Source organism: Archangium gephyra, assembly GCF_042230915.1.
Taxonomy (GTDB): domain Bacteria; phylum Myxococcota; class Myxococcia; order Myxococcales; family Myxococcaceae; genus Archangium; species Archangium gephyra_B.
The window spans coordinates 7,531,906-7,555,251 of the sequence record NZ_CP102578.1 but is presented as its reverse complement, the minus strand read 5'-3'; the positions used below and the strand labels follow the sequence as shown (position 1 = coordinate 7,555,251).

Annotated in this window: 19 protein-coding genes; 10 read left to right on the top strand and 9 right to left on the bottom strand. The window is 68.6% G+C overall.

What is annotated here, in order from left to right; genetic code table 11:
• The first annotated feature begins 38 nt into the window (after positions 1-38).
• From NR798_RS29405 to NR798_RS29370, 8 genes are all read left to right on the top strand, one after another.
• Complete coding sequence (locus tag NR798_RS29405; protein ID WP_375765827.1) at positions 39-917, top strand: FHA domain-containing protein; 879 nt, start codon at positions 39-41, stop codon at positions 915-917.
• Positions 918-1,026: 109 nt separating this feature from the next.
• Positions 1,027-1,563 carry a prepilin peptidase gene (locus NR798_RS29400; protein ID WP_375765826.1) on the top strand — a complete coding sequence of 179 codons (537 nt, stop codon included), beginning with the start codon at positions 1,027-1,029 and terminating at the stop codon, positions 1,561-1,563.
• 29 nt (positions 1,564-1,592) lie between these two features.
• Complete coding sequence (locus NR798_RS29395; RefSeq protein WP_375765825.1) at positions 1,593-3,041, top strand: type II and III secretion system protein family protein; 1,449 nt, start codon at positions 1,593-1,595, stop codon at positions 3,039-3,041.
• 135 nt (positions 3,042-3,176) lie between these two features.
• Entirely contained in the window at positions 3,177-4,955 is a 1,779-nt protein-coding gene (locus NR798_RS29390; protein WP_375765824.1) for an ATPase, T2SS/T4P/T4SS family, read from the top strand.
• A 7-nt stretch (positions 4,956-4,962) separates the two neighbouring features.
• Positions 4,963-7,236, top strand: a complete 2,274-nt coding sequence (locus tag NR798_RS29385) for an FHA domain-containing protein (RefSeq protein WP_375765823.1) — start codon at positions 4,963-4,965, stop codon at positions 7,234-7,236.
• 93 nt (positions 7,237-7,329) lie between these two features.
• Complete coding sequence (gene polA, locus NR798_RS29380) at positions 7,330-10,056, top strand: DNA polymerase I (protein ID WP_375765822.1); 2,727 nt, start codon at positions 7,330-7,332, stop codon at positions 10,054-10,056.
• 104 nt (positions 10,057-10,160) lie between these two features.
• Positions 10,161-11,435 carry an AHH domain-containing protein gene (locus tag NR798_RS29375; RefSeq protein ID WP_375765821.1) on the top strand — a complete coding sequence of 425 codons (1,275 nt, stop codon included), beginning with the start codon at positions 10,161-10,163 and terminating at the stop codon, positions 11,433-11,435.
• The gene (locus NR798_RS29370; RefSeq protein WP_375765820.1) at positions 11,432-12,010 is read left to right on the top strand and encodes a hypothetical protein; all 579 of its coding nucleotides are present in this window, start codon (positions 11,432-11,434) and stop codon (positions 12,008-12,010) included. Before NR798_RS29375 ends, NR798_RS29370 begins: the two co-directional genes overlap by 4 nt.
• A 284-nt stretch (positions 12,011-12,294) precedes the next feature.
• Here the strand turns inward: NR798_RS29370 and NR798_RS29365 are convergent, their stop codons facing one another.
• The 5 genes from NR798_RS29365 to proC form a co-directional block, all read right to left on the bottom strand.
• On the bottom strand, positions 12,295-12,792 hold the full coding sequence (locus NR798_RS29365) for a hypothetical protein (RefSeq protein WP_375765819.1): 498 nt from the start codon (positions 12,790-12,792) through the stop codon (positions 12,295-12,297).
• 261 nt (positions 12,793-13,053) lie between these two features.
• Positions 13,054-14,250 carry a peptidase MA family metallohydrolase gene (locus tag NR798_RS29360; protein WP_375765818.1) on the bottom strand — a complete coding sequence of 399 codons (1,197 nt, stop codon included), beginning with the start codon at positions 14,248-14,250 and terminating at the stop codon, positions 13,054-13,056.
• A 7-nt stretch (positions 14,251-14,257) separates the two neighbouring features.
• A complete protein-coding gene (locus NR798_RS29355; RefSeq protein WP_375765817.1) occupies positions 14,258-14,557 on the bottom strand; it encodes a DUF167 domain-containing protein in 300 nt (99 codons plus the stop codon).
• A 15-nt stretch (positions 14,558-14,572) separates the two neighbouring features.
• On the bottom strand, positions 14,573-15,100 hold the full coding sequence (locus NR798_RS29350) for a DivIVA domain-containing protein (protein ID WP_267536046.1): 528 nt from the start codon (positions 15,098-15,100) through the stop codon (positions 14,573-14,575).
• A gap of 21 nt (positions 15,101-15,121) precedes the next feature.
• On the bottom strand, positions 15,122-15,949 hold the full coding sequence (gene proC / locus NR798_RS29345) for a pyrroline-5-carboxylate reductase (protein ID WP_375765816.1): 828 nt from the start codon (positions 15,947-15,949) through the stop codon (positions 15,122-15,124).
• A gap of 119 nt (positions 15,950-16,068) precedes the next feature.
• On the opposite strand from proC, the gene NR798_RS29340 reads away from it, so the two are divergent.
• A complete protein-coding gene (locus NR798_RS29340) occupies positions 16,069-16,593 on the top strand; it encodes a J domain-containing protein (RefSeq protein WP_375765815.1) in 525 nt (174 codons plus the stop codon).
• A 22-nt stretch (positions 16,594-16,615) separates the two neighbouring features.
• Positions 16,616-17,107, top strand: coding sequence for a DUF4442 domain-containing protein (locus NR798_RS29335; RefSeq protein WP_375765814.1), 492 nt, complete (start codon positions 16,616-16,618; stop codon positions 17,105-17,107).
• Between the two features lies 1 nt (position 17,108).
• Here NR798_RS29335 and NR798_RS29330 read toward each other — a convergent pair whose 3' ends face one another.
• The 4 genes from NR798_RS29330 to NR798_RS29315 are packed head-to-tail and all read right to left on the bottom strand — an operon-like array spanning position 17,109 to position 23,249.
• The gene (locus tag NR798_RS29330; RefSeq protein ID WP_375765813.1) at positions 17,109-17,777 is read right to left on the bottom strand and encodes a hypothetical protein; all 669 of its coding nucleotides are present in this window, start codon (positions 17,775-17,777) and stop codon (positions 17,109-17,111) included.
• Positions 17,778-17,794: 17 nt separating this feature from the next.
• Complete coding sequence (locus NR798_RS29325) at positions 17,795-18,916, bottom strand: PilW family protein (protein ID WP_375765812.1); 1,122 nt, start codon at positions 18,914-18,916, stop codon at positions 17,795-17,797.
• Positions 18,883-19,455 (bottom strand): prepilin-type N-terminal cleavage/methylation domain-containing protein, encoded by a 573-nt coding sequence (locus NR798_RS29320; RefSeq protein WP_375765811.1) that lies wholly within the window; start codon positions 19,453-19,455, stop codon positions 18,883-18,885. The genes NR798_RS29325 and NR798_RS29320 overlap by 34 nt, the downstream gene beginning before the upstream one ends.
• A gap of 8 nt (positions 19,456-19,463) precedes the next feature.
• Positions 19,464-23,249 carry a hypothetical protein gene (locus NR798_RS29315; RefSeq protein WP_375765810.1) on the bottom strand — a complete coding sequence of 1,262 codons (3,786 nt, stop codon included), beginning with the start codon at positions 23,247-23,249 and terminating at the stop codon, positions 19,464-19,466.
• Positions 23,250-23,346: the final 97 nt, after the last annotated feature.

Below are 23,346 nucleotides of genomic sequence, written 5' to 3'. Positions count from 1 at the left end.
CTAGAGTCCAGGGCTCCAGGATTAGCGAGTCCAGACAGATGATCGATCAGAACTCCCGCCCCGCCCGCAAGGTCGGCATCGCCGACCATTTGTGGGAGACGTACGAAGACATGGCCCAGCAGATGGGCTCGGATCGCGACGCGCTCATCAACCAGGCGCTGTTCATGTTCGCCCGCCTCAACGGCTTCATCGAGGTGGCGCGGACGGACCGCTCCGAGGCGCCCGCCCCGCGCGCGGCCCCCTCCGCCAGCAAGTCCGCTCCGCCCGTGCTGCAGCCCGTCAACGGGGGCGCGTCCGCCAAGGCGGCGCCTCCCCGCGATGACACCCCGCTGCCCGCCCCGGCCCCCTCCCGGCCCTCGCGCGCCGCCGCCGCCGCCGAGCCTCCCTCCAACACGCTGGACAACGACCCCGCCCGCCGCGAGGTCGCCGAGCGCGTCCTGGAGACCGCCGCCGAGCTCGAGCGCCTCATCAAGGGCAAGAGCAACGAGCCCCGCGAGGAGCTCGACGAGGAGCCGCTCCCCGACGAGCAGGACGACTCTGGCATGGACATGGCTCCGGAAGACGAGCCCATGGACCAGGACGAGCCCATGGATCAGGACGAGCCCATGGACGACGAGCCCATGGACGAGCCGGGCGGCGCCGCCCTCATCCTCTCCATCGACAACGCCGAGCCGCAGACCATCACCAAGGAACGGTTCGTCATCGGCCGCGGCAAGCACTGCGATCTGATGATCAACTCCGGCAAGGTCAGCCGCGAGCACGCCGTCATCGTCCGCGAGGGCGACGACTTCTTCATCGAGGACCTGGGCTCCTCCAACGGCACCTGGTTCAACAAGCAGCGGATCAAGCGCCGCAAGGTCGAGGACGGCGACGAGTACTTCATCTGCAGCGAGCGGGTGCGGCTCACCTACGCCTGAGTGCCTGCTCGCGTGTCAGGGGCGGGGCTGTTGACCAATTGACGGAGAGCGGCCCTCCCTGATTTAGTTCCCAAATCCGCCTCTTTCTGGATTGAGGGGCGGATTGGACATGACTCCCTCTCACATCGCGCTCTGGACCGTCCTGGGAGTGGCGCTGGTGATCTCGGTGGCCACGGACGTGCTGAGCCGCCGGATCCTGGACGTCGTCACCTATCCCCTGATGGCGGTGGGCCTGGGCGTGCGCCTGTGGGCCGAGGGCGTGGGCGACCTGGAGACGGGGCTGGTGAGCGGGGTGGTGTCGGCGGTGGGGTTGGCGCTGCTGCTGGTACCGGCGGCGAGGGGCGGGAAGATGGGGTGGGGGGACGTGAAGTTGATGGCGGGGGTAGGGGCGGTGCTGGGCTTTCCCACGGTGATGGCGGCGGCGGCCTTCATCTCCCTGGCGGGTGCGCTGCAGGCGGTGGTGACGCTGCTGTGGCATGGCGCCGTCTGGGAGACGCTGGGCCAGATGGTGCGGCGGTGGGCGGTCCGGGTCCGGCTGATGGACGAGAGCGCGGCCAGCGCGCCAGGGCGCCACATCCCGTACGGCGTGGCGATCGCACTGGGAACTTTCTGGGCCATGTATTGGCAGCACGACAGACTGGGGTAGTTCGGATGCGACGCGAAGGGACTCTCACGATGCTTGGACGCTTCACGCAGGTGGCCGCGCTCGGCACCCTGCTGGCCCTGTTCGCCGCGGGCACCGCTCGCGCCCAGGAGAGCAGCACCATCAACCTCGGCGTGGGCACCCAGAAGGTGATCACCGTGCCCGGCACCACCCGCATCGCGCTGGGTGACCCGAACGTCGCCGAGGTGAAGGTCATCGGCAACAACCAGATCCTCCTGCAGGGTCAGGCCGAGGGCAAGACGACGCTGCTCGTCTGGAAGAGTTCCGGCCAGCGCGTGAGCTACCTGGTCACCGTGCGCAAGCAGGACCCCAACGAGGTCATCTCCGAGCTCAAGAAGCTGCTCGGGGAGATCGAGGGCGTGTCCGTGCGCATGGTGGGTGACCGCATCTACCTGGAAGGGCAGGCGTACACGGCGGGTGACGCCGAGCGCATCGATCAGGTGGTGTCGCTCTACCCGAACGTGAAGAGCTTCGTGAAGGTGGCGCCCAACGCCAAGAAGCTGGTGGCGCAGAACCTCACCGCCGCCTTCCAGAAGGCCGGCCTGCGCAACGTGCAGGTCAACGTGGTGGGCTCCACCATCTTCCTGGAGGGCTCGGTGGAGAGCCAGCAGGACCTCCAGAAGTCCGAGCTCATCGTCAAGGCGGTGGGCGAGAAGGTGGAGAACCTGCTCGTCGTCGGCATCAAGCGGATGATCCTCTCCGAGGTGCAGTTCGTCGAAATCCGCCGCAACTCGAAGGACCGCTACGGCATCAAGTACCCCACCGACATCACCGGCAGCGTGTCCGCCACGGCCTCCATCACGCAGGACCTCTTCCCCGGCACGTTCGGCTCGGGCCGCGGCCTGATGTCCATCGTCGGCGGCGCGGACTTCTCCGTGGGCTTCCAGGGCAACGACGGCTACGGCCGGTTGCTCGCGCAGCCCAAGCTGGTGTGCGCCAGCGGTGAGAAGGCCGAGTTCCTCGCGGGCGGCGAGGTGCCCATCCCCCTCATCACCCAGAACCAGTTCACGGTGGAGTACAAGCCCTACGGCGTCATCCTCAACCTGCGCCCCACCGCGGACCGCAACGGCAACATCCAGACGGAGATCGAGGCCGAGGCGAGCGAGATCGACACCTCGGTGGCCGTGTCCTTCGGTGGCTCCGCCGCCATCCCCGGCTTCCGCAGCCGCAAGGTGAAGACGAACGTCACCGTGCGCCACGGCGAGACGATCGTCCTGTCCGGCGTCTTCAGCCACGACGAGCAGAAGGCCGTCTCCAAGCTGCCGGGCCTGGGCCACATCCCCATCCTCGGCGAGCTGTTCAAGAGCCGCGCCTTCGACTCCACCAAGCGCGAGCTGGTCATCTTCGTCACGCCCCGTATCGTCAACCCGGACTCGGACAAGATCCGGACGATCATCGAGGACGTGAAGAGCCGCTACAAGCAGGCGCGCTCCGAGGTCAACTTCAACATCTTCGACTGAGCGCCCCCCACGGCTGCTCGGCTGCTCGAGGCCGGCCTCGTCCCCCAGGGGATGGGCGCCGGCCTCGGTGCTTTCAGGGCCTCATGCGTCGCCTCCTCTTTGAGGGGACGTGCGTGCCTTGGTAGCATCCGCGCCATGTTTCTCGTCACGCTCGAGGAAAAGGGCGGTGGTACCGAGCAGATCGAGTTCGAAAAGAACGAGATCACCATCGGCCGCCTCGCTGGTAACGACATCGTCCTCGGTAAGGGCAACGTCTCCAAGTACCACTCGAAGATCGTTGCCAAGGACGGCAAGCTCATCGTCGTGGACATGAAGTCCACGAACGGCACCTTCGTGAACGGCAAGAAGATCGCCGGGCCGCAGGTGGTGAAGCCAGCCGATCAGATCTTCATCGGTGATTACATCATCAACGTGGAGCCCCTGGAGGAGCAGGGCTCCATGACGCGCACCGCGGCTCCCGAAGGGGAGTACTACGAGGAAGAGCAGGGCTACGACGACGGCGGCGACGGGCAGGGCGCCTACGAGGAGGAGCCGTACGAGGAGCCTCCGCCGCCCCAGGCCCCCGCCGCCAATGCGCGCATGCCGGCCTCGCTGGCCTCGGCGCTGGCGAAGAACAAGAAGCGCGTGGACCCCCGGCTGGAGGCCTATACCCGGCTCCAGAAGGAGATCCACGACCGCCTCATCGAGTACCTCGATCTGCGCCGCATGGACATGGACCGGCTCGGCGACGACGAGCTGTGGCGCCGCACCGAGAAGGCCATCCGCGACATCATCGACCAGATGGAGGCGGATGGTGAGCTCCCGTCCGAGGTGGACCGGGAGGAGCTGCTCACCGACGTCATCAACGAGGCGCTGGGCCTGGGGCCCCTCGAGGCGTTCCTCGCGTCGGATGAGATCAGCGAGATCATGGTGAACCACGCCAACCAGATCTACATCGAGCGCAAGGGCAAGCTCGTCCTGTCCGAGAAGACGTTCAGCTCGAACCAGGCGGTGCTCGGCGTGATCGAACGCATCGTGGCTCCGATTGGCCGGCGCATCGACGAGTCCAGCCCGCTGGTGGACGCGCGCCTCAAGGACGGCAGCCGCGTCAACGCCATCATCCCGCCGCTGGCGCTCAAGGGCCCCTGCATCACCATCCGCAAGTTCAAGAAGGACTCGCTGAAGATCCAGGATCTCGTCAAGTTCAAGACCGTCACGGCGCAGATGGCCGAGTTCCTGGAGATGTGCGTCAAGGCGCGCAAGAACATCGTCATCTCGGGCGGCACGGGCTCGGGCAAGACGACGACGCTCAACATCATCAGCTCCTTCATCCCCGAGGACGAGCGCATCGTCACGGTGGAGGACGCCGCCGAGCTGCAGCTGCCGCAGGATCACTGGGTGCAGCTGGAGAGCCGCCCGCCCAACCTGGAAGGCAAGGGCGCCATCACCATCCGCGATCTGGTGAAGAACTGCCTGCGCATGCGGCCGGACCGCATCGTCGTGGGAGAGTGCCGCGCGGGCGAGACGCTGGACATGCTCCAGGCGATGAACACGGGCCACGACGGCTCGCTCACCACGCTGCACGCCAACACGCCGCGCGACGCCATCGCCCGGCTGGAGACGATGGTGCTGATGAGCGGCATGGAGCTGCCGGTGAAGGCCATCCGCGAGCAGATCGCCAGCGCCGTTCACATCATCGTGCAGCAGACGCGCTTCTCGGACGGGACGCGGAAGATCTGCTTCATCACCGAGATCGCCGGCATGGAGGTGGACATCGTCACCCTCCAGGACATCTTCTATTACAAGCAGGAAGGCTTCACGGAAGACGGGAAGGTGCGCGGGCGCTACGTGGCCAGCGGCTTCGTGCCGAAGTTCTACGATGACCTGCAGCGCAAGGGCATCCCCGTCAACATGAGCATCTTCCGCGAGGACTGACGCCGTCATGCCTACCCTGGTCGTCCGTCACCCCGACGGTAGCGAGACTGAGCACGAGCTTTCCGGTGAGCTGAAGATCGGCCGCCAGGAAGGCCAGAATGATCTGGTCCTTGCCGAGGGCGGCGGTGTGTCGCGCCGCCACTCCCGTTTCTACGTGGAGGGCGGCAAGGTGATGGTGGAGGACGTGGGTAGCGCCAACGGCACCTTCGTGGACGGCCAGCGCATCACCGGCATGACGGTGCTCACGCCCAAGTCCACGGTGCTGCTGGGTGACTACGAGCTGAGGCTCAAGGCGCCCGCGGCCCCGCGCTCCACCGGCGTGCGCAAGCAGGTCAAGCCCTCGGACGAGGGCGCGGAGCCGGCCGCCGCGGGCGACGCCCCGCTGCCGCGCTCGGCCACGCGCGCCATGCCCGCCGTCAAGCGGCCCGCGCCGGGCGCCGGTGGCCCCTCGGCCCTGGCGAAGCGTCCTCGTCCCGGCGCTCCGGGCGGCGCGCCAGCAGGGGCGGGGAGCGGAGGCTTGGTGCTCAAGGGCCTCACCGGTCCCTGGGCCAACAAGCGCTACCCCGTACAGGGCAAGCTGGTGGTGGGCCGTCAGGCACCCGCCACGGTGGTCCTGGAAGACGACTCGGTGAGCCGCAAGCACGCCGAGGTGGAGCAGACGCCCCAGGGCGCGGTGCTGCGCGACCTGGGCAGCGCCAACGGCACGCTCGTCAACGGCGAGCCCATGGGCACGGAGCCGGTGGTGCTGCAGCCCGGGGACATCATCACCTTCGGCATGGTGGAGGTGGAGGTCGAGGGCCCCGCTGGAGCCAACCTGCCCGTGCGGCGCGGGCGCGACGTGCCCTCGCGGCGTGGCACGGGCGCTGACGGCGCGCAGGCGGCCGAGGCGCCCGCGGCGGGTGGTGCGCCGGCCTCGCGCAAGCGGCTGCTGGTGGTGGCCGCCAGCGTGGTGGGCATGTTGCTGGTGGCGGGCGTCGTCAAGAGCACCATGGGGGGTGGCACGGCCGCGGGCAATGCGCCCGCCAAGAAGGGCCCTCCGCCCCCGAGCCCCGCCGAGCTGGTGCAGGAGTCGCTCAGCCAGTGCCGCTCCTACTCCTCCATGGAGCTGGGCAACGAGCCGGACTGGACGAAGGCCGAGGCGGCCTGTTCGAAGGCGCTGGACGTCGATCCGATCAACGCCGAAGCCAACACGCTGATGCGCCGCATCAAGCTGGAGAAGGAGTCCGCCGACTTCTTCGTCCAGGGGCAGAAGGCGCTCGGGCGGCTCAAGGAGGAGGAGGCGCTGGATCTCTTCAAGAAGATCCCCAAGGAGAGCGCCTACTTCCGCCGCGCCAAGCCCAAGGTGCAGGAGGCGGTGGCCCAGGTGGTGAAGCGCGCCGAGGACGACTGCAAGCGCTACCTGCGCGACGGCCAATGGGTTCCCGCGGTGCAGCAGTGCGGGCGCTACATGGGCTTCGCCTGCCAGAAGATGTCCCGCGAGGAGCTGGAGCCCCCCATCGGCTTCACCCTGGTGCTGGACAAGAAGAAGCGCCTGGGCCGCACCGAGTGGCGTCCCAAGGACAAGCTCTTCCTGGACTTCCTCAACGCCCGGCACCGGGTGGAGCCCAACGCCGCGCCCTGGCACTGCCCCGTGTCGGACATCTTCTTCGAGGACGAGGCCGCGCCGGATCCCAAGAAGCTGGTGGAGAACGCCTTCAAGCAGCGCTTCCCCAACAAGTTCATGATCGCCGCGATGATGGACTACTGGGCCGGGCGCGGGAACGAGGCGTTCGTCACCCTGCAGAAGCTGCGCTCCAACTACGAGCTGGCCCAGTACCACAACGAGGCGGACAAGCTGCTCACAGACGTGAGCAACGTGGATCAGCTCTTCAAGATCGGCCAGGGCCACCTGCAGAACGAGGACGTGGAGAAGGCCGCCGAGCCGCTGCTGGAGGCGCTGGACGTGGACAAGCGGCTGATGGCCGATCAGGCCGATACGCGGCCGTCCTTCTACAAGCGCAACATCCAGCAGGACATGGCCGCCAAGGCCATCGCCCGGGGCAAGTACTGGGATGACCGCGGGGATCAGCGCCGCGCCTGCCGCATCTGGAAGCTGGGCTTCCGCTTCTACGCGGGCAACACGGACCTGAACTCGCAGGTGGGCCGTTGCTCCACCCGCGGCCTGAAGGCCCTCAAGGCGGCCGGGACGTGCGAGGACCTGGATGCCGTGCTGGACCTCGCCGTGCCGGGTGACGGGCTCGAGGAGAAGGTGGTGGCCACGAAGAAGGAGAATGGCTGCTGAGTCCCCGGACGCCCCCGGAGCGTTGACGGGTGCTCCGGGAGGGCGTCCCCGGCATGGACAGGGGGCGGGGGGCTCGACTATGGCCGGGGACCTATGGTTCCCAGCCCTCCGAGCGGCGGCGCACCCCGCCTCGTCCTGATCGACGCCTCCAGCTTCATCTTCCGCGCCTATCACGCGATTCCCCCCCTGACGAACCGCAAGGGTGTGCCCACCAACGCCACCCTGGGCTTCACCCGTCAGGTGCTCAAGGCGCTCAAGGAGCTGAACCCCACCCACGTGGCGCTCGCCTTCGACAAGGAGAGCCGCACCGAGCGTCAGAAGATAGACCCCAACTACAAGGCCAACCGGAAGGAGACGCCGGAGGACCTGTCCCAGCAGTTCCCCTACATCCGCCAGGTGGTGGAGGCCCTGCACCTGCCCGTGCTGGAGGTGGCCGGTTGGGAGGCGGATGACGTCATCGGCACCCTGGCCCGGCGCGCCACGGCCGAGGGCTTCTGCGTCCTGGTGGTCACCGGCGATAAGGACTTCGTACAGATCGTCGACAAGGACGTGCACCTGTACGATCCGCAGAACGAGCGCTACACGGACCCCGCCGAGGTGAAGGAGCGGCTGGGCATCGAACCCAGGCAGATGCGCGACTACCTGGCGCTCATCGGCGACGCGGTGGACAACGTCCCCAAGGTGCCGGGCATCGGCCCGAAGTCGGCGGTGGAGCTGCTGACCCAGTTCGGCTCCGTGGACGCGATGCTCGAGCGGCTCTCCGAGGTGAAGAAGCCGAAGATGCGCGAGGCCATCGCGGCGAACCGCGAAAGCCTGCTGCGCGCGCGCGACCTGGTGACGTTCCGCACGGACCTGCAGCTGGACGTGTCCATCGAGGACCTGAAGCGCCAGCCGCCGCATGACGAGCAACTGCGCCAGCTCTTCACCGAGCTGGAGTTCTCCGCGCTGCTGCGGGAGCTGCCGGCGAAGGCGGCCACGGGCGGCGAGGCCACCGGGGAGAGCGCCGGGGCGGCGCCGAGGGCGGCCGCGAAGCTGCCGGTGAAGACGGAGATCATCACCACGAAGGAGGCGCTCCAGGCGCTGGCGGCCGCGGTACGCGAGGCGGGCGCGGTGACGCTGGTGCCCGCGTACGAGGGCCTGCCCTTCGCCGCGCCGCTGGTGGGCCTGGGGGTGGCGCTGAAGGACGGCAGCACGCGCTACGTGCCGCTGGCGCACGAGGGGCTCGGGGTGGAGCAGGTGCGGCCCGCGGACTTCAAGGCGGCCCTCCAGGGCGTGCTGGAGGACGCGGCGGTGAAGAAGGGCGGGCATGACCTCAAGGCCCTCTGGCTGCTGCTCAACCGCGAGGGCATCCAGCTGAGGGGAGGGGAGGACGATGTCGAGCTGCTCAGCTACCTGCTGGATGCGTCGCGGCGAGATCACAGCGTGGAGTTCCTCGCCCGCGAGCGGCTCCAGGTGGACCTGCCCGAGCTGCCCACCACGAGTGGCCGTAAGGCCCGCGCGCTGAAGGAGCACACCCCCGAGGAGGTGGCGCTGGCGTACGCGCTCCGGGCGGAGGCGGCACGGCAACTGGCCCCCGGGCTGTGGGAGGAGCTGGAGCCGCTGGGCCTGGCGAAGCTCGCGCGGGAGCTGGAGCTGCCGCTGGTGCCCCTGCTCGCGCGCATGGAGTCGCGCGGCGTGAAGGTGGACGTGAAGGTCCTCCGGCAGATCTCCGACAAGGTGGGCGCCGACTGCGAGGCGAAGGTGAAGGAGATCCATACGCTCGCGGGCACCGAGTTCAACGTGGGCTCCAACCCGCAGCTGGCCGAGGTGCTCTACAAGAAGCTGGAGCTGCCCGTGCTCAAGCGCGGGAAGACGGGCCCCTCCACGGACCAGGAGGTGCTGGAGAAGCTGGCCGAGGTGCATCCGCTGCCGCGTGCCATCATCGAGTACCGCTCGCTCTCCAAGCTCAAGAGCACCTACCTGGACACGCTGCCGGAGCTGGCGAGGAACGGGCGCATCCACACCACCTTCCATCAGGCGGCCACCGCCACCGGACGGTTGTCCTCGTCGGATCCCAACCTGCAGAACATCCCCATCCGCACCGAGCTGGGGATGGAGATCCGCCGCGCCTTCATCGCCGAGGAGGGGAATCAGCTCGTCTCCGCTGACTACAGCCAGATCGAGCTGCGGCTGCTGGCGCACATCGCCGAGGACCCGGTGCTCATCGACGCGTTCGCCCGGGACGAGGACATCCACAGCCGCACGGCGGCGGAGATCTTCGGTGTGGCGCAGGACCAGGTGACGAGGGATCAGCGCCGCGTGGCGAAGACGGTCAACTTCGGCATCGCCTACGGCCTGAGCTCCTACGGCCTGTCCACGCGCCTCAACATTCCCGACGAGGAGGCGCGCGACATCATCGAGCGCTACTTCACCCGCTACGCCGGCATCAAACGCTACCTGGAGGAGACGGTGAGGGTGGCGCGCGAGAGGGGCTACGTGGAGACGCTCTTCGGGCGGCGCCGGCCCATGGCGGACCTGCGCGCGAAGAACCGCCAGGTGGTGCAGGCGGCCGAGCGCGCCGCCATCAACATGCCGATTCAAGGCACGGCGGCGGACCTCATCAAGAAGGCGATGCTGGCGGTGGACGCGGAGCTGCAGAAGCAGGGCCTGCGCACGCAGATGCTGCTGCAGGTGCACGACGAATTGCTCTTCGAGGCGCCGGAGGACGAGGTGGAGAAGGTGAAGGAGTTGGCGCGCAAGTGCATGAACGCCGTGATGCAGCTCAAGGTGCCCCTCAAGGTGGAAGTGGGGGCGGGGAGGACCTGGGCGGACGCGCACTGATGTCTCCGCGCGCTGTCCTGGCTGTGGGGTTGTTGCTGCTCGTGCCCCTTCGGGCTCGAGCGGCTTCGCCTGAAGCCGAATCGCGCTCTCCGGCCCTGGAGAGCGTGGCGGTCAGCGAACAGCACAGCCCCGCGTATGGCCGAGGGCTCGAGCTCACCTTCAAGCCGCTCGAGCCGGACCCGGCCCTGGCTCGGTTCTCCGTGGAAGAGGCACGGGTGTTCATGGAGGCCCTGGAGACGGAATTCCAGGCGCCGAAGCCACGAGCAGGGCGGCTTTCCCTGACGGGACTCCATCCACTCGCGGTGACGGCGGGCCTTCTCTCGGGACCACCGCCGGACGCTCATTCCTCCGACCTGGAGCGGCGTGTGCGAGTGGCATACGCGCAGATCTACGGTGCTGCCTCCATGCCGCTGCTGTCCTCGCTCGAGAGCAGCCGGTGGTTCCTGGCACTGAAACTCTCGCCTCGCTACATGGACGACGGCGTGCGCGCGGCGGCCGTGGAACTGCTCAGCTCGCCTGCCGTCGCGTATTCCATGGCCCTGTCCATGATGCTGTACATGGCGGCGTGGGCCGCGCCCGAGCCTGTCTTCTCCAAGGCACTGGCCGGGGCGGTAACCCTCGGGCTGTTGATGACCTACAGCGCGGCGGAGCTCTACACCGTTGGCGTGGCGTGCCTGAATCTGTACCAGGAGGCGGAGGCTGCGCGGACGCAGGAGCAGTTGGATGCGGCCGCCGAGCGCTTTGGCAAGGCAATCGGGGGAGTGGGGTTTCGCGTGCTGGTGACGGTGGCCGGGGCGAAGCTGGCCAAGGGACTGCCGGAGGTGCCCAAGGGAGGGATATGGGCGCGCCTTTCACCTCCGCGTTTCGCTTTCACGGGAGGCGGCATCCGAGGAGGCTTTTCAGTCGCGGCGGGCTCACGCGCCCAGGTGAACGTGGCGAACGGCACGGTGGTCCTCATGGGCGTGTCTGCGAATACGGCGAGCGCCGCCGTCGCCTCGGCAGCCGCTACCGCGCGGACGACGGGAGCCTGCCGGGATGCCTCGGATAAGGGAGATGCAAAAGCACATCACCTCGCCACGAACAAGAACGACATATCCGATGTCAGCGGTGGTCCCTGGACTCCGCTGTTCAAGCGCCTTTTCGACCGAGCTGGGATGAGCCTCGATGACCCAGCGAACATCGTCTATCTCATCGGCCACGTGGGCCCACACCCCAAGCCGTACCATGAAGAGGTGTTCCGCCGCCTCCAGGATGCACTTGGGGAATGCCAGACCCAGGCCTCCTGCCGGAGCAGGCTCGTCAAGGCTCTCGACAACATTGCTCGTGACCTATGCACGTCCGGCTCGGACCTCAACAAGCTTGCCACGAGACAACCATGAGCGCTCCTCCGCGTTATTTCGAGCTATGGGACGAGATGAGTGTACCGGGCCGTTGGGTGTTGTATCAGACAGACATTGATGAACATGGACGGAAGGTGGACCCCTGGCAGTTCAAGAGAGGGACACTGCTCCATCTGGAGGGACGCCCCGTTCTTGGCATCGCCCATCTTGGCATTCCGCTGGATTTCAGTCTGACCGAGCTGGCAACGCCCGTGGTGACCCCGCGCTTCGTCTCCCTCTTCGAGCAGCTGGAGCTTGAAAACGAGGTCCAATTCATTCCAGCTCTTGTGGAAGGGCAGACCGCTCCCTTCTTCATCCTCAATGTCTTGCACGTCATCCGGTGCATCGACGACGCCCGGTGCGAGGAGGTGTCGTACTGGACGGCCGAAGATGGAGAGCCAGAACTGGTCGGCAAGTATCAGAATGTCAGTGGATTGAAGGTAGACCCGGCCAGGATGGGAGACGTCAGCATCTGCCGTCCTTGGGGCTGGACGGGAGCCATCATCATCACCGAGCGCATCAAGCTGGCCATGGAGCGCGCGGGCATTACCGGCCTGCGGCTCCGGGAAGCCTGACGTGCGCGGAGCCTGAAAAAACCTGAGCGGACGCATACCCCCGTATGCGTCCGCCCCGGATAACAACGCCGACCCGTCCGGCCGTCGAGGCGCGTGAACCCCCATTCACGCGGCTCCAGCGGCCACTCCTTGCGCGCTCACCGCACCCCCGCGCGGGAACACGCCCCCTTTTCGCGCCTCGGGCCCCCCAATTCGCCCGTCAGCGCGCCCCCTTCAACCGCCGGCCCTCGGACGCCTCCCAGCATTGGAGGCGTCAAGCCGGACGGGTCGGCACCCCCCTCAGCTCAATGCATCGCCAATCGCTCGTGCTCCTCCGTCACCGGCGGCCGCTCGCGGATCGCCACCGGCTGCTTCTCGAAGAGCTGCACCACCAGTCCCGCGAAGGGCACGCGCGGCCTCGGCGCCAGCGGATTGCCCAGGCGCTCCATCAGCGCCACCGCCGAGTCCACCGCCTCGTCCAGCGCCTGGTTCACCACCGCCCGCTCCGCGTCGCCTCCACCCAAGGCCTCCACCGCGTCCACCAGGCAGCGGCGCAGCGCCGCGAACTCCTCGTGCAGCGCGCGCACCCCCCGCATCGGCGCCAGCCTCAGCACCGCGCGCGTCCGGCTCCACGGGCTGCCTTCCTTGCCCTCCAGCTTCTTGCCCACCTCGCGAATGAACGGCTCCACCACGCTGTCCAACTGGTTGCGCGGCGGCCCCCCGTCCTTGCGCGCCTCGGCGAAGCGCACCCGGCGCCATGCCGCGGCCAGCCGCTCCGGCTGCCCCGCGAACACCCTCGCCACCCCTGCCCCTCGCCGTGCGCGCTCCACCATTCCGCTGCCCTCCGCTCTCGTGGCGCCGTCTAAAGCAAACCGGTTGCCAGCGCTCGCGCCCAGGGGATTGGACAGTGAAATCAGCCGTTTGGCTCAGCGCCTGGGGCTTGGGAGTCCCAGGCGGGCTGTAGATTTTTCGCCGCGGGAGAGCAAAGGGGAGGGCCGTGGGTCATGCGGTCTCTTCCGTGGGCAGGTCTTTTCCCACCGGAAGGACAGGGCGCGACTCCCGTTTCAGTGCACTGTCGGCTTGGGCGGACGAGGCATCCCTTCCTCGTCGTCCTCGAATTCCGGGCCGTTGGTCACCAGCGGCTCGACGGGCTCGCTCCACTCGAGGGCCGCCGCGTCCGCGGGCTTCGGTGCGTCCGCGGGCTCCATCCCGTCCACCGGCAACGGCGTCGCGGGCACGAGCAGGGCGCGCTGCTGGGCCAGCTCCGCCTCGAGGGCCGCGCGCAGCTGCGCCTCCTCGGCGGCATCCTGCGCCTCCATCTGCGCCAGGTGCTCCTCCTTCTGCTTGCGCCGCCGCACGTACGCCGCCACCACCAGCCCCGTCATCCCCAGCCACAGCAGCGAGGAGCTCGTCGTCAGCGGCAGCCAGCCGTAGCGCGCCGCCAGCCCCTCCCGCCACGCCAGCTCCTCCACCCACAGCGACGAGCTGAAGGCCTTGCCGAAGGCCCGCTCGAAGGGCTGGCCCGTGGCCACCTCGTCCACCAGCCGGCCCATGCCCTCCGGCCCGTACCTCGCCGACAGCCACGCCACGAAGGCCGCGCTCTGCGCGTAGGCGATCTCCACGTCCGAGGGCAGGTCCGGCCACGCGTCGTGCAGGTGCTCGAAGCGGAACACCTTCTCCTGCGTCACCGCGCGAAAGAGGGCCGTGTAGTGCGTCATGGACCAGTTCTCGCCCGTCAGGTTCTGCGCCAGGCCCTCCTGGAACCAGCGCGGCCAGCCCCGGGCCAGCTGCCCCAGCGCCACGTGCGCCAGCTCGTGCCGCAGCGTCACCATGCCCTCGGGCCCCGCCATCGTCAGGGCGTTGAGCAGGACGATCCGGTGCGAGGGGTAGGCCAGCGCCACCGCCCAGCCCGGAGGCGCTCCGCCGGGCAGCGCCAGCGCCTCGAACTCCTGGCGGCCCACGCCTACGCGGATCTCCGTCACCCCCGGCCAGTCCCGCCCCAGCACGCTCACGAAGCCGTCGCGGATGGACTCGATGCTGCCAGCCAGCTGGCGCGCGGAGCCCTCGGACTTCGCCGTGTAGAGCAGCCGGAAGCGCTTCGTGGTCACCTCGCCCACCACCAGCTCCGGGCGGGGCAGGGGGACCATCGCCGGCTCCACGCCTCCGTTGGCGTGGCCGGCCTCGGGCGTGGGAAGCGTCAGCTCCTGCGCCCGCGCCAGCGGGGAGAGCAACAGCATCAGGAGCAGGAGCAGGTGGCGCATGGGAGCCTCACGTGGCCCCAGACATAACAGCCTCGGCGTGCGCCGCGCCAAGCCCCTCGACTCGCACCCGTTTACGACGCGAGGTGTCACCGGACACCAGGCTCACCTGCCGCTTCGGCACCCCCAGCTGCTTCGCCAGGAACTCCAGCAGGGCCGCGTTGGCCTCGCCATCCACGGGGGGAGCGGCGAGCTGGATTTTCAGCATCCCATCGTGCTCGCCCAGCACGCGGGTGCGCGAGGCCCTCGGCTGCACCAGCACGGCCAGCTCCACCGCGCCAGGCACTTCCTTCACCCAGGAGGCCGACATGGGAGCCTCTCCCGGCTACTCGCCGTTCTGCGCCTTCTTCTGCGTGAGGTACGCCACGTTGTCCTCCACCCGGGCGTAGTCCTTGTCGGCGAAGGTGCGACCGCTGAACGTCTCCAGCAGCTTCTGGTGCGCCTCCACCACCGACTTCACCTGCGACTCGAACTGGGCGCGCTGGCGCTTGAGCTCGTTGATGTCCTCCACCACCTGCACCAGCCGCTGGTGGGCGCCGTGGACGATCTTCTCCGCCTGGTGCTCGGCGTCCGCGAGGATGATCTCCGCTTCCTTCTTGGCCGCGCCCTTCATGTCCTCGCTGATGCGCTGGGCGGTGACCATCGTCTCCTGCAGGGTGCGCTCGCGCTCCAGGTGCTGCTCCAGCTTGAGCTGGGTGCGCTTGAGCTCCTCCTTCAGGCCGATGTTCTCCTTCACCACCTCCTCGAACTCGCCGGCGATGAGCTCCAGGAAGGCTTCCACCTCACGCTTCGAGAAGCCGCGCAGGGCCGTCTCGAAGCGCTTCTGCCGGATGTCGAGCGGGGTGATCTTCATGCCCCCCAGTATAAGCCAGCCCTAGGACTTCTCCAGGAACTGCTCCCCCAGCTCCTTGGCGCGCCGGGTGGCCGCCTCCACCGCGTTGATGAGGGTGGTGCGCAGCCCGCCTGCCTCCAGGGTATGCAGGCCAGCGATCGCCGTGCCCCCGGGGCTCGTCACCTGATCCTTCAGCTGCCCGGGGTGGGCGCCCGTCTCGATGAGCAGCTGGGCGCTGCCCAACACCGTCTGGGCGGCCAGCTTGAGGGCGGTGTAGCGGGGCAGGCCCACCTTCACGCCCGCGTCCGAGAGGGCCTCGATGATGAGGAAGATGTAGGCGGGGCCGCTGCCGGACAGGCCGGTGACGGCGTCCAGGAGGTTCTCGTCCACCACGGTGGTGGTGCCCACGGACTGGAAGATGCGGGTGGCCACCGCCAGGTCCGCCTCGCTGGCGTGCTCGCCCGGGGACAGCGCGCAGGCACCCATGCCCACCAGGGAGGGGGTGTTGGGCATGGTGCGGATGATGCGCGCCCCCGCCCCCAGCCGCCGCTCCATGGCCGCGATGGGCACGCCGGCCGCCACGGAGATGATGAGCTTGTTCGGATCCACCGCCGTGGCCACGTGCATGAGCAGCTTGTCCAGCGCCTGCGGCTTCACGGAGAGCACCACCACGTCCGCCTCGCGCACCGCCGCCAAGTTGTCCTGGGTGGTCCGCACCCCATAGGTGCGCTGGAGCGTCTCCAGCCGCTCCCCCCGGCGCCCGGTGGCGATGATGGACTCGGGCTTCGCGTTGCCGGCGCGCAGCAGCCCCTTGATGAGCGCCTCGGCCATGTTGCCGGCGCCGAGGAAGGCGATCGTCTTGTCGAGCATCCGCCCGCTTCTAGCAGCGCGACCGTCTGGTTGCAGATTTCTTGACGGACGATCGGATCGTGGGACCTTGACACCCACAACAGGCCTGTAGCGCCTGCACGGGAGAGGTCGAGAGCACCATGAGCGCGGCGGCTGCGACGAACTGGAACTGGCGGACCCTGGAGAACGTGGAGGTCGAGTGCACCCACTGCGGCGTGCGCATGACCGGCCACTCGGGGCCACGGGTCAAGTACTTCCGGTGCGGCTCGTGCCACCGCTGGGTCTCCAGCGTCTACACGGACGTGCTCCGCGCGGACGCGAAGATGCGCACCCACCCGGTGAAGGAGAAGACGGAGGGGGACGCGCAGTTCCTCGCCGTGAAGGACCGGCTGGAGGCGTGGTTGGCGGCCATCGACGATCAGGACCCCTACCGGGTGCTGGGCGTGTCGCCCTCGGACTCTCCCGAGGCGGTGCGGGCGCGCTTCCGCGAGCTGGCGCTGGAGCGGCACCCGGACCGGGGTGGCTCCGAAGCGAAGATGCGCGAGCTGAACCTCGCCTACGAGAAGATCCTCCGCCACCGCCAGCGCAAGCGGATCGAAGCGCTGGAGGCGGGTTCGTCGGCGGTGCGCGGGGCCTCGGCGCTGCCCGCGGCGCGCGGCCGGTAGGCACGGACGCTCTGGGGGCCTCATGCGCGCGCTCGAGCTCGTGGACAGGCTGCGCCAGGTGTCTCCGGCCGCGGCCAACCTGGTGATGACGGTGGCGCTGCCGCGCATCATCCCGACGGCCGCCGGCATGGGCATCCGGGTGGAGGAGGTGTCCGAGACGCGTGCGCGCTCGCGGCTGCCCCTCACCCGGCGCACGCGCAACCACGTGGGCAGCATCTACTTCGGCGCGATGATGACGGTGATGGAGGTGACGATGGGGATGCTCGTCTTCCGTCACTTCCCCATGGGCGCGTACCTGGCGCTGGTGAACCGGGTGGAGACGGACTTCCGGGCCAAGGCCCGGGGCACGGTGTACGCGGTGTGCGAGCCCCCCGCCGAGGTCCTGGCCGCGTTGCGCGAGTCGCTGCGCCAGCCGGGGGACAAGGCGCAGGGCTGGGTGCCGGTGCGGCTGGAGACGGCGGACGGCACCGTGGTAGCCGAGGCGCGCTTCCTCGTGGCCCTCAAGCGCGCGTAGGTCAGTTGAAGACGTTCTGGTCGCCGCTGGCCCCGCTGCCCCGCTGCCCCTTGTACTCGTTGTTGGGGGTGTGGATGAGCACGATCTCGACGACCTTGTTGCGGCGCGTCTCGTTCGTCTCGGCGAGCACCCGGCCGCGCCAGTTGTTCGGATCCGGCTCGGCCGTCTCGCCCAGGTTCTCCACCACCTTCGGCGGCGAGATGGCCAGGCGGGGGTTGAGGCACTCGGCCCGGAGCACCACCTGCAGATCATTGTCCTGGAAGGGGTTGGGCTCCACCGGAGGGAACTCGTCGATGTTGTCGGCGATGGTGACCCGGAAGTCCGGCGGACGGTCCGGCATCCGGACGGTCTGCCCGTCGATGCGGCCGAAGGAGCCCTCGCCCCAATCGGCGGCCATGTTCTCCAGCTTCGACTCCGGGTTGTTGTAGCCGCGCATCACCCCCGACAGCATCTGGTTCCAGCGGGGGTAGTTCTCGCTGTAGTACTTGCGGCCCCACTGCGCGGCGGACTCGGAGCAGGTCTGCGCGTCGATGTCGCGCACGGAGCGGCCGCTGCGCTCCTGCTCGGCCCCCGTGTACGCCAGGGCGCCGAAGATGATCAGGGCGATCAGCAGCGTCACGCCCAGGGCCGTCAGCAGGGTGGAACCACGACGAGGGGCTCGGGCCTTCATGTCACGCTCTCCAGCCATCAGATACGGGGTGCGGCGACGTTCTTGAGCAGGACCACGGTGCTGAGCACCCGGCGGCGATGCCCGCTGACGGGAGGCCGGGGCCCCCCTCCCAGGTCGATGCCTCGCTCGAAGGGGGTCTCCTCGTTCACGATGTACTCCCCCTCATTGGTGACGAGGGTGTTGCTCGTGCGCGCCGAGATGGTGAGCCGGGCGAAGGTGAGCCCCGGATCCATCATGGCGGTGGTGGGCCCCTGGTCGGTGTAGCCCTCGTCCGCCACGCCATCGTCGTTGCGGTCGTAGCCCCACTGCACCTGGAAGTCCTCGATGTCCTTGGCCAGCACCCGGCGCTGGGGCGGGTTGAGCGGATCCAGCGTCTGCCAGTTCAGCGTCTCCATCACCAGATCGGCCCGCTCCGGCTCCCGGCCCTGCGCGGGCACGTGCATCACCCGGAAGCGGACGACCTGCACCGGGAACACGGTGGCCCCCGGCTCGATGGGGATCAGCGCATCCTGCAGCGCCGCGGGATTGATGTCCGTGCTCAGCTGGACCACGTTGCGCGCGGCGGACCCCATGCCGAGGCTCTTGGTCCGGAAGGGCACCAGCATGGAGCGCTGGAAGTTGGTGATGAGCGCGCTCTCCCCGGGAAGGAAGATCTCCGGATGCACCCCGGGAGTCGCCGGCAGCCGCCCATCCGGGGCCACGCTCACCTGGTCCGTCCCGATCGGCGCCACCAGCACGGTGCGGCGATCCGCGCCGTAGCGCAGCAGCGTCACCGAGTCGGGGGTCTGCGGCATGGACGCGCCGTTGAGGGCGGTGGTGCCGTTGGTGAAGAGCAGGGCAGGGCGCTGCCGCCGCGTGCCATCCGTGTCCGTGAAGCTGTAGACGGAGCCGCCCGCTCCCGCGGAGGCCAGGGCCCGGGACACCTGGCGCAGGGCTGTGCGGGCCTCCTCGTTGGCGTCCGACAGCAGCTGCTGGTTGCGCCTCATCCGCCCGGCCGCCAGCAACACCACCACGGCCGCGCCGAGCATCAGGATGCCCAGCGCGGCGCTGAGCAACAGCTCCACCAGGGTGAGCCCTCGCGCCGAGCGGCGCTTGCGGGCGAGCGCTAGCGGGTCAGGACGGCGCTGGTGACGACGCATTGGGAATCACCCTCTCTGAAGTTGCTGCACTGGCCGTTGGGCGCGTGGCTGACCGCCACGAACACCCGCCAGAGGTCCCCCTGGTTGCTGCCCGAGGGGACCTGCTCGAAACGCACGTAGCGGCGGTACTGGCAGGTGGCGTGGAAGCCCTCCTCCGGCTTTCCGGTGCGCCTGCACGGGCGGCCGTAGATGTCCACCCAGCCCATCACGTCGGGCGTGGCCCCGCTGCACAGCTCCGCCAGGGCCGCGGTCGAGGCCGCGGCCCCGAAGGCCTCCTGGCAGTCCACGGCCGTCCCATCCGGGACGAACGTGGCGCCGCTGGCCACCGGGCGCAGCTTCAGCTTCTGCTCGCCGACGGCCAACACATCCACCCGCTGCTGTGCCAGCCGCATGGCCATGTGGTGGCGGTAGGAGCGGCTGGAGGCGCGGGCGGCGAGCGTGTTGGCCGACACCAGCGCCAACATCGCCACCGCCACCAGCCCCATGCCCACCATCACCTCGACCAGCGTCATGCCTCGAGGATGTCTCTGCCTGCGCATGCTTCCACCTACTCCGCGAGGGCCCGGCCCAGGTCCAGCCACGAGCCAATCCGTCCCGGCGACCGCTTCCCGGCGACGCCGGACACCGGAACGCTGCCGAGCGCACTGTTGTCCGGCGTCTTCTGCAGGCCCACCATGCTCTGGGTGACGATGGTGCCATCGGGCAGCACCAGACTGCCGGCCGCCGCCTTGCCGCTCTCGCTCACGATCTTGTCCCCGTCCGAGCCCGACTTGCTCATGTCGAGCACGTGGGTGCGTCCCTGCATGTCCGACTTGAAGGGGTTGGTGTCCGTGGTGCCGTAGGCCGTGGTGAGCACGATCTTGCTGCCCACCAGCTTCGGCGAGCCCACGGCGCGCTCCTTCTCCGCCAGCTCGAGGAAGACGGCCGCCCCCTGCTTCGCGGTGCCCCACCGGGCCATCTCGGGCGCCAGCGAGGAGGAGATGGGCGTCACCTTGTCGTAGGTGAGCTGGTGGCGGATGCGCAGGTCCTCCGGGCTGGAGGCCACCACGTACACCCGGCCCTTGATGGCCGGGTTCGTCGAGAGCACCCAGTCCGGGCCCGCCGTGCCGAAGACGATCGCCAGTTTGCCTGCGGCCGCCTTGCCCACGCCCAGCTTCGAGAAGAGCCCGTCCGAGCCCAGCTCATACGGCAGCCGCATGATGGCCGGCACGGTGCTGATGGGGTGCTGGGGATCGTCGGTGGAGAACAGCGGGTAGCTGCCGGTGCCCACGGACGCGTTGCTGAAGGAGTTGAGGTTGGCGCCGGTGTGGATGTCCAGCTCCCAGAGCCGGCCCTCCATGTCTCCCACGTACACGCGGTCCATGGCCCCGTCGTTGTCGATGTCCAGCGTCGAGGTGCCGCCCGGCACCGAGTTGGAGGTGCTGGCGCCATAGGGCCGCTCCCACTGCCAGAGCTTGCGGCCCGTGCCCGCGTCCAGGGCGAACACCTGCATCTGCTGCGCCCCGCTCTTCGCGCCGTTGGTGGCGACGATCACCTGGAAGGACGGCAGGTTGCCCCGGCGCACCGGCACCAGGTTCATCGCCAGCGAGTCGCCGAAGTCCTTGTAGTTGTAGGGGCCCGAGCGCACCGCCTCGTCCAGCTTCGCGTAGTCCGGCGCGGGCTTGCCCATCTCGTCGGACCACGTGAAGGCCATGTTCTTGGCCGCCGTCGGATCATCCGTGTTGTCCAGGTTCGCCGTCACGTCCCACAGCACGGTGGGGAAGCGCGGATCCGTCACGTCCAGCGCGAACATCTCCCCGCCCAGGCGGCCCGAGCCGGAGACGAGCACCGTGCGCCAGCGGAACACGCCGGTGTTGCGCTCGTTCGGAGACAGCACGCCGTCCCGGTTCACGTCGTCGTAGTCCACGTACACGTCGGAGACGACGGGCGAGATGTCCACCCGGGCGTCGTTGGTGCGCAGGCGCGGCAGCTGGCCCTTGGGGATGAAGGACCACAGCTCGGTGCCCGCCGCGGGCGCCGTGGAGCCGGGGATGGAGCCGCGCAGGTAGATGGCGTGCAGCTGGCCGTCCAGGCCGCCGATGTAGGCCATGTCCGGGCGCTGGACCTCGATGTAGTCGCTGCGGCCCACCACCGCCGGGCTCGCGTGATCCAGGCCGCCGAGCGTGGAGCGGACCTCGCCGAACTGGCGGTTGTCGCACCGGGACTCGCTGGGCTCCATGTCGTCGTACGGGGTGCCATCCGTGATGTCGTGCGCCACGCAGAAGCCCCGCACCCGCTGCACGAAGTGCCGGCTGGTGTGGTTGTACTCATTGAACAGCGCCGCGAGCAGCGAATCGACGATGCCGTCCCCGTCCGGGTCCAGGATGCTCACCCCCGAGGAGTTGCGGTCCAGCCCGATGGCCTCCTGGAGATCACACACGTTGCGCAGCTTGCCGGTGGTGGCGTCGTCCTGGCAGCCCGACTTGAGCTCGTCCAGGTGGAAGCGCACCTTCTGGAGCCCCTGCTGGTTACTGCCCAGCACGGTGAAGATCGTGCGCTTGTCCGGCTGGGGCATGCGCTCGGTGGCCTCCCACTCGGCGTTCTTGGCGTAACCCTGGCGGCTGTCACCGATGCCGTCGGCCGGGATGGAGCGGAAGCGGCCCTCCACATAGGGGAAGATCCAGTCCGCGCCCTTGGCGCCCATCTGGAAGTTGATGCGCTCGGGGAAGTGGGCCGGGGGCGGCGTGTCCAGGAAGGTGCCCGAGAGCACGTTCACCTTGTCCACGGTGTTGTCCGGCTTGTAGAGGATGTCGGCCACCGGCTCGGCGCGGCTGGTCTCCAGCGAGCTGGGCTTGTAGGCGAGGTTGAGCAGCGTGTTGAGGACGACGCGGTTGCCCGCCGTATAGGACGCGAAGCTGTGGCCGGCCAGGTAGAGGATGTTGCCCTTCTGGCGGTTGTTGTCCTTGGGCCGGGAGATGTACAGGTCCCAGCCATTCTTGGCGGAGGTGCCCGACTTCGTGGTGATCATCCGCAGGGTGCCGGGGCCGTAGTCCTTGCCGGCGCGCGGACGGAAGCCCTCCACGAGGCCCGAGGTGATGAAGAACGGGTAGTCCCCCTTCTGGCTGAACAGGTCCCCGTAGTTGCGGAAGATGTAGCAGTCACCCGTGGCGCCCGGATCCGAGCAGTCCAGCCCGCTGGTGGCGAAACCACCGCTCGTCAGCTCACTCGTCCCCATGGTCTGCAGGCCCGGCCCCGACGCATTCGCCGGATCCAGCTTCGACATGAACTGGGTGGGCTCGTTGTCGTTGTAGTGGGTGCGCTTGCTGTCGTTGGGCCAGTAGCTGTCCTCGTACGTCTGGATGGAGGCGCACTCGTTGAAGATGCTGTTCCCCAGGTCGGCGAAGTGGGCGATGTTGGCCAGCCCCTGCTTGAGCTTCTCCTGCTGCGACGTGTTGCCCTCCCAGTGCGGCGCCCACATCACCTTGTAGTAGGTCTTGTTCGGCGTGGCCGGGTTGGGCGCCCAGTTGAGCTTGCCCTTGGGGTAGGTGGTGTCGGAGACGAGGTCGCGCTCCTGGTGGAGCACGTCGAAGATCTTGCCGTGGCTCTCGAAGGTGCCCTCGGCGCCCGTGAAGTACAGGCCGGCATTGGCGAGGTACTGGCGGAGGATGCCCACCGAGCCGCCACTGCCCTCGACGAGCGCGATGGGCGGCGGCACCTCGTTCATGATGCGGGCGATGGGGGCCACGAAGGCGTTGTTGGCCCGGTGCAGCCGGACGTTGAAGGCCGTGCCCGGGGCGCAGTTGGCGGCGCCTTCCGCTCCGCGGAACTTGTCGAAGTCCGGGTCGTCCTTCAGCAGCTGGATGGCCCTGGCCGCCTCGGCGGCCTCGATGATGAAGGGGCCGCCCATGTAGCGCAGGCGCTTCACCGTGCCGTTCACCCGGAAGCTGGTCTCGCCCGTGTCGGTCGAGTCGGGGCGGGCGTCGGTGCTGTCGAAGGTGAGGAAGTCGTCGGTGAACGTGCCGGTCTTGTTGTTCAACAGCGACACGGGCCAGCCGGTCTCCTTGGCCACCTCCATGTCACAGCCGTCGATGTTGACCGCCGGCGCGCTCGCCGCGTTCTTGCAGCGGTGGTGGCTCGTCTTGGTGGGCTGCACCGCCCAGTAGACCGTCACCTTCTTCTGCAGCAGCCGGTAGATGAGGCCGTAGGCCGAAACCGCCCCACACTGGGTCTGGTAGGCCCGCTGCATGGGAATGATGAGCGAGCCTTGCTCGAAGCGGACGTCCGTTGCACTCGCAACGAAGGGCAACGTCATGAGGCACAGAACGACCAGGGGGCGAATGCGCAGCGCTTTCATCCGTGTCTGTCCTCCGGAAGGGGGGTCCGGCGGGGGGCGCCGGTCTTCATTCAGGGGTGTGCGCTGAGCCCACCGGGGTGGCTCTGCGCTTATCTGC

Bases quoted from the DNA above. Each gene is read 5' to 3' on its own strand.
- NR798_RS29405 (WP_375765827.1), top strand. From the start codon at position 39: ATGATCGATCAGAACTCCCGCCCCGCCCGCAAGGTCGGCATCGCCGAC.
- NR798_RS29400 (WP_375765826.1), top strand. From the start codon at position 1,027: ATGACTCCCTCTCACATCGCGCTCTGGACCGTCCTGGGAGTGGCGCTG.
- NR798_RS29395 (WP_375765825.1), top strand. From the start codon at position 1,593: ATGCTTGGACGCTTCACGCAGGTGGCCGCGCTCGGCACCCTGCTGGCC.
- NR798_RS29390 (WP_375765824.1), top strand. From the start codon at position 3,177: ATGTTTCTCGTCACGCTCGAGGAAAAGGGCGGTGGTACCGAGCAGATC.
- NR798_RS29385 (WP_375765823.1), top strand. From the start codon at position 4,963: ATGCCTACCCTGGTCGTCCGTCACCCCGACGGTAGCGAGACTGAGCAC.
- polA (WP_375765822.1), top strand. From the start codon at position 7,330: ATGGTTCCCAGCCCTCCGAGCGGCGGCGCACCCCGCCTCGTCCTGATC.
- NR798_RS29370 (WP_375765820.1), top strand. From the start codon at position 11,432: ATGAGCGCTCCTCCGCGTTATTTCGAGCTATGGGACGAGATGAGTGTA.
- NR798_RS29360 (WP_375765818.1), bottom strand. From the start codon at position 14,250: ATGCGCCACCTGCTCCTGCTCCTGATGCTGTTGCTCTCCCCGCTGGCG.
- NR798_RS29355 (WP_375765817.1), bottom strand. From the start codon at position 14,557: ATGTCGGCCTCCTGGGTGAAGGAAGTGCCTGGCGCGGTGGAGCTGGCC.
- NR798_RS29350 (WP_267536046.1), bottom strand. From the start codon at position 15,100: ATGAAGATCACCCCGCTCGACATCCGGCAGAAGCGCTTCGAGACGGCC.
- proC (WP_375765816.1), bottom strand. From the start codon at position 15,949: ATGCTCGACAAGACGATCGCCTTCCTCGGCGCCGGCAACATGGCCGAG.
- NR798_RS29340 (WP_375765815.1), top strand. From the start codon at position 16,069: ATGAGCGCGGCGGCTGCGACGAACTGGAACTGGCGGACCCTGGAGAAC.
- NR798_RS29335 (WP_375765814.1), top strand. From the start codon at position 16,616: ATGCGCGCGCTCGAGCTCGTGGACAGGCTGCGCCAGGTGTCTCCGGCC.
- NR798_RS29330 (WP_375765813.1), bottom strand. From the start codon at position 17,777: ATGAAGGCCCGAGCCCCTCGTCGTGGTTCCACCCTGCTGACGGCCCTG.
- NR798_RS29325 (WP_375765812.1), bottom strand. From the start codon at position 18,916: ATGCGTCGTCACCAGCGCCGTCCTGACCCGCTAGCGCTCGCCCGCAAG.
- NR798_RS29320 (WP_375765811.1), bottom strand. From the start codon at position 19,455: ATGCGCAGGCAGAGACATCCTCGAGGCATGACGCTGGTCGAGGTGATG.
- NR798_RS29315 (WP_375765810.1), bottom strand. From the start codon at position 23,249: ATGAAAGCGCTGCGCATTCGCCCCCTGGTCGTTCTGTGCCTCATGACG.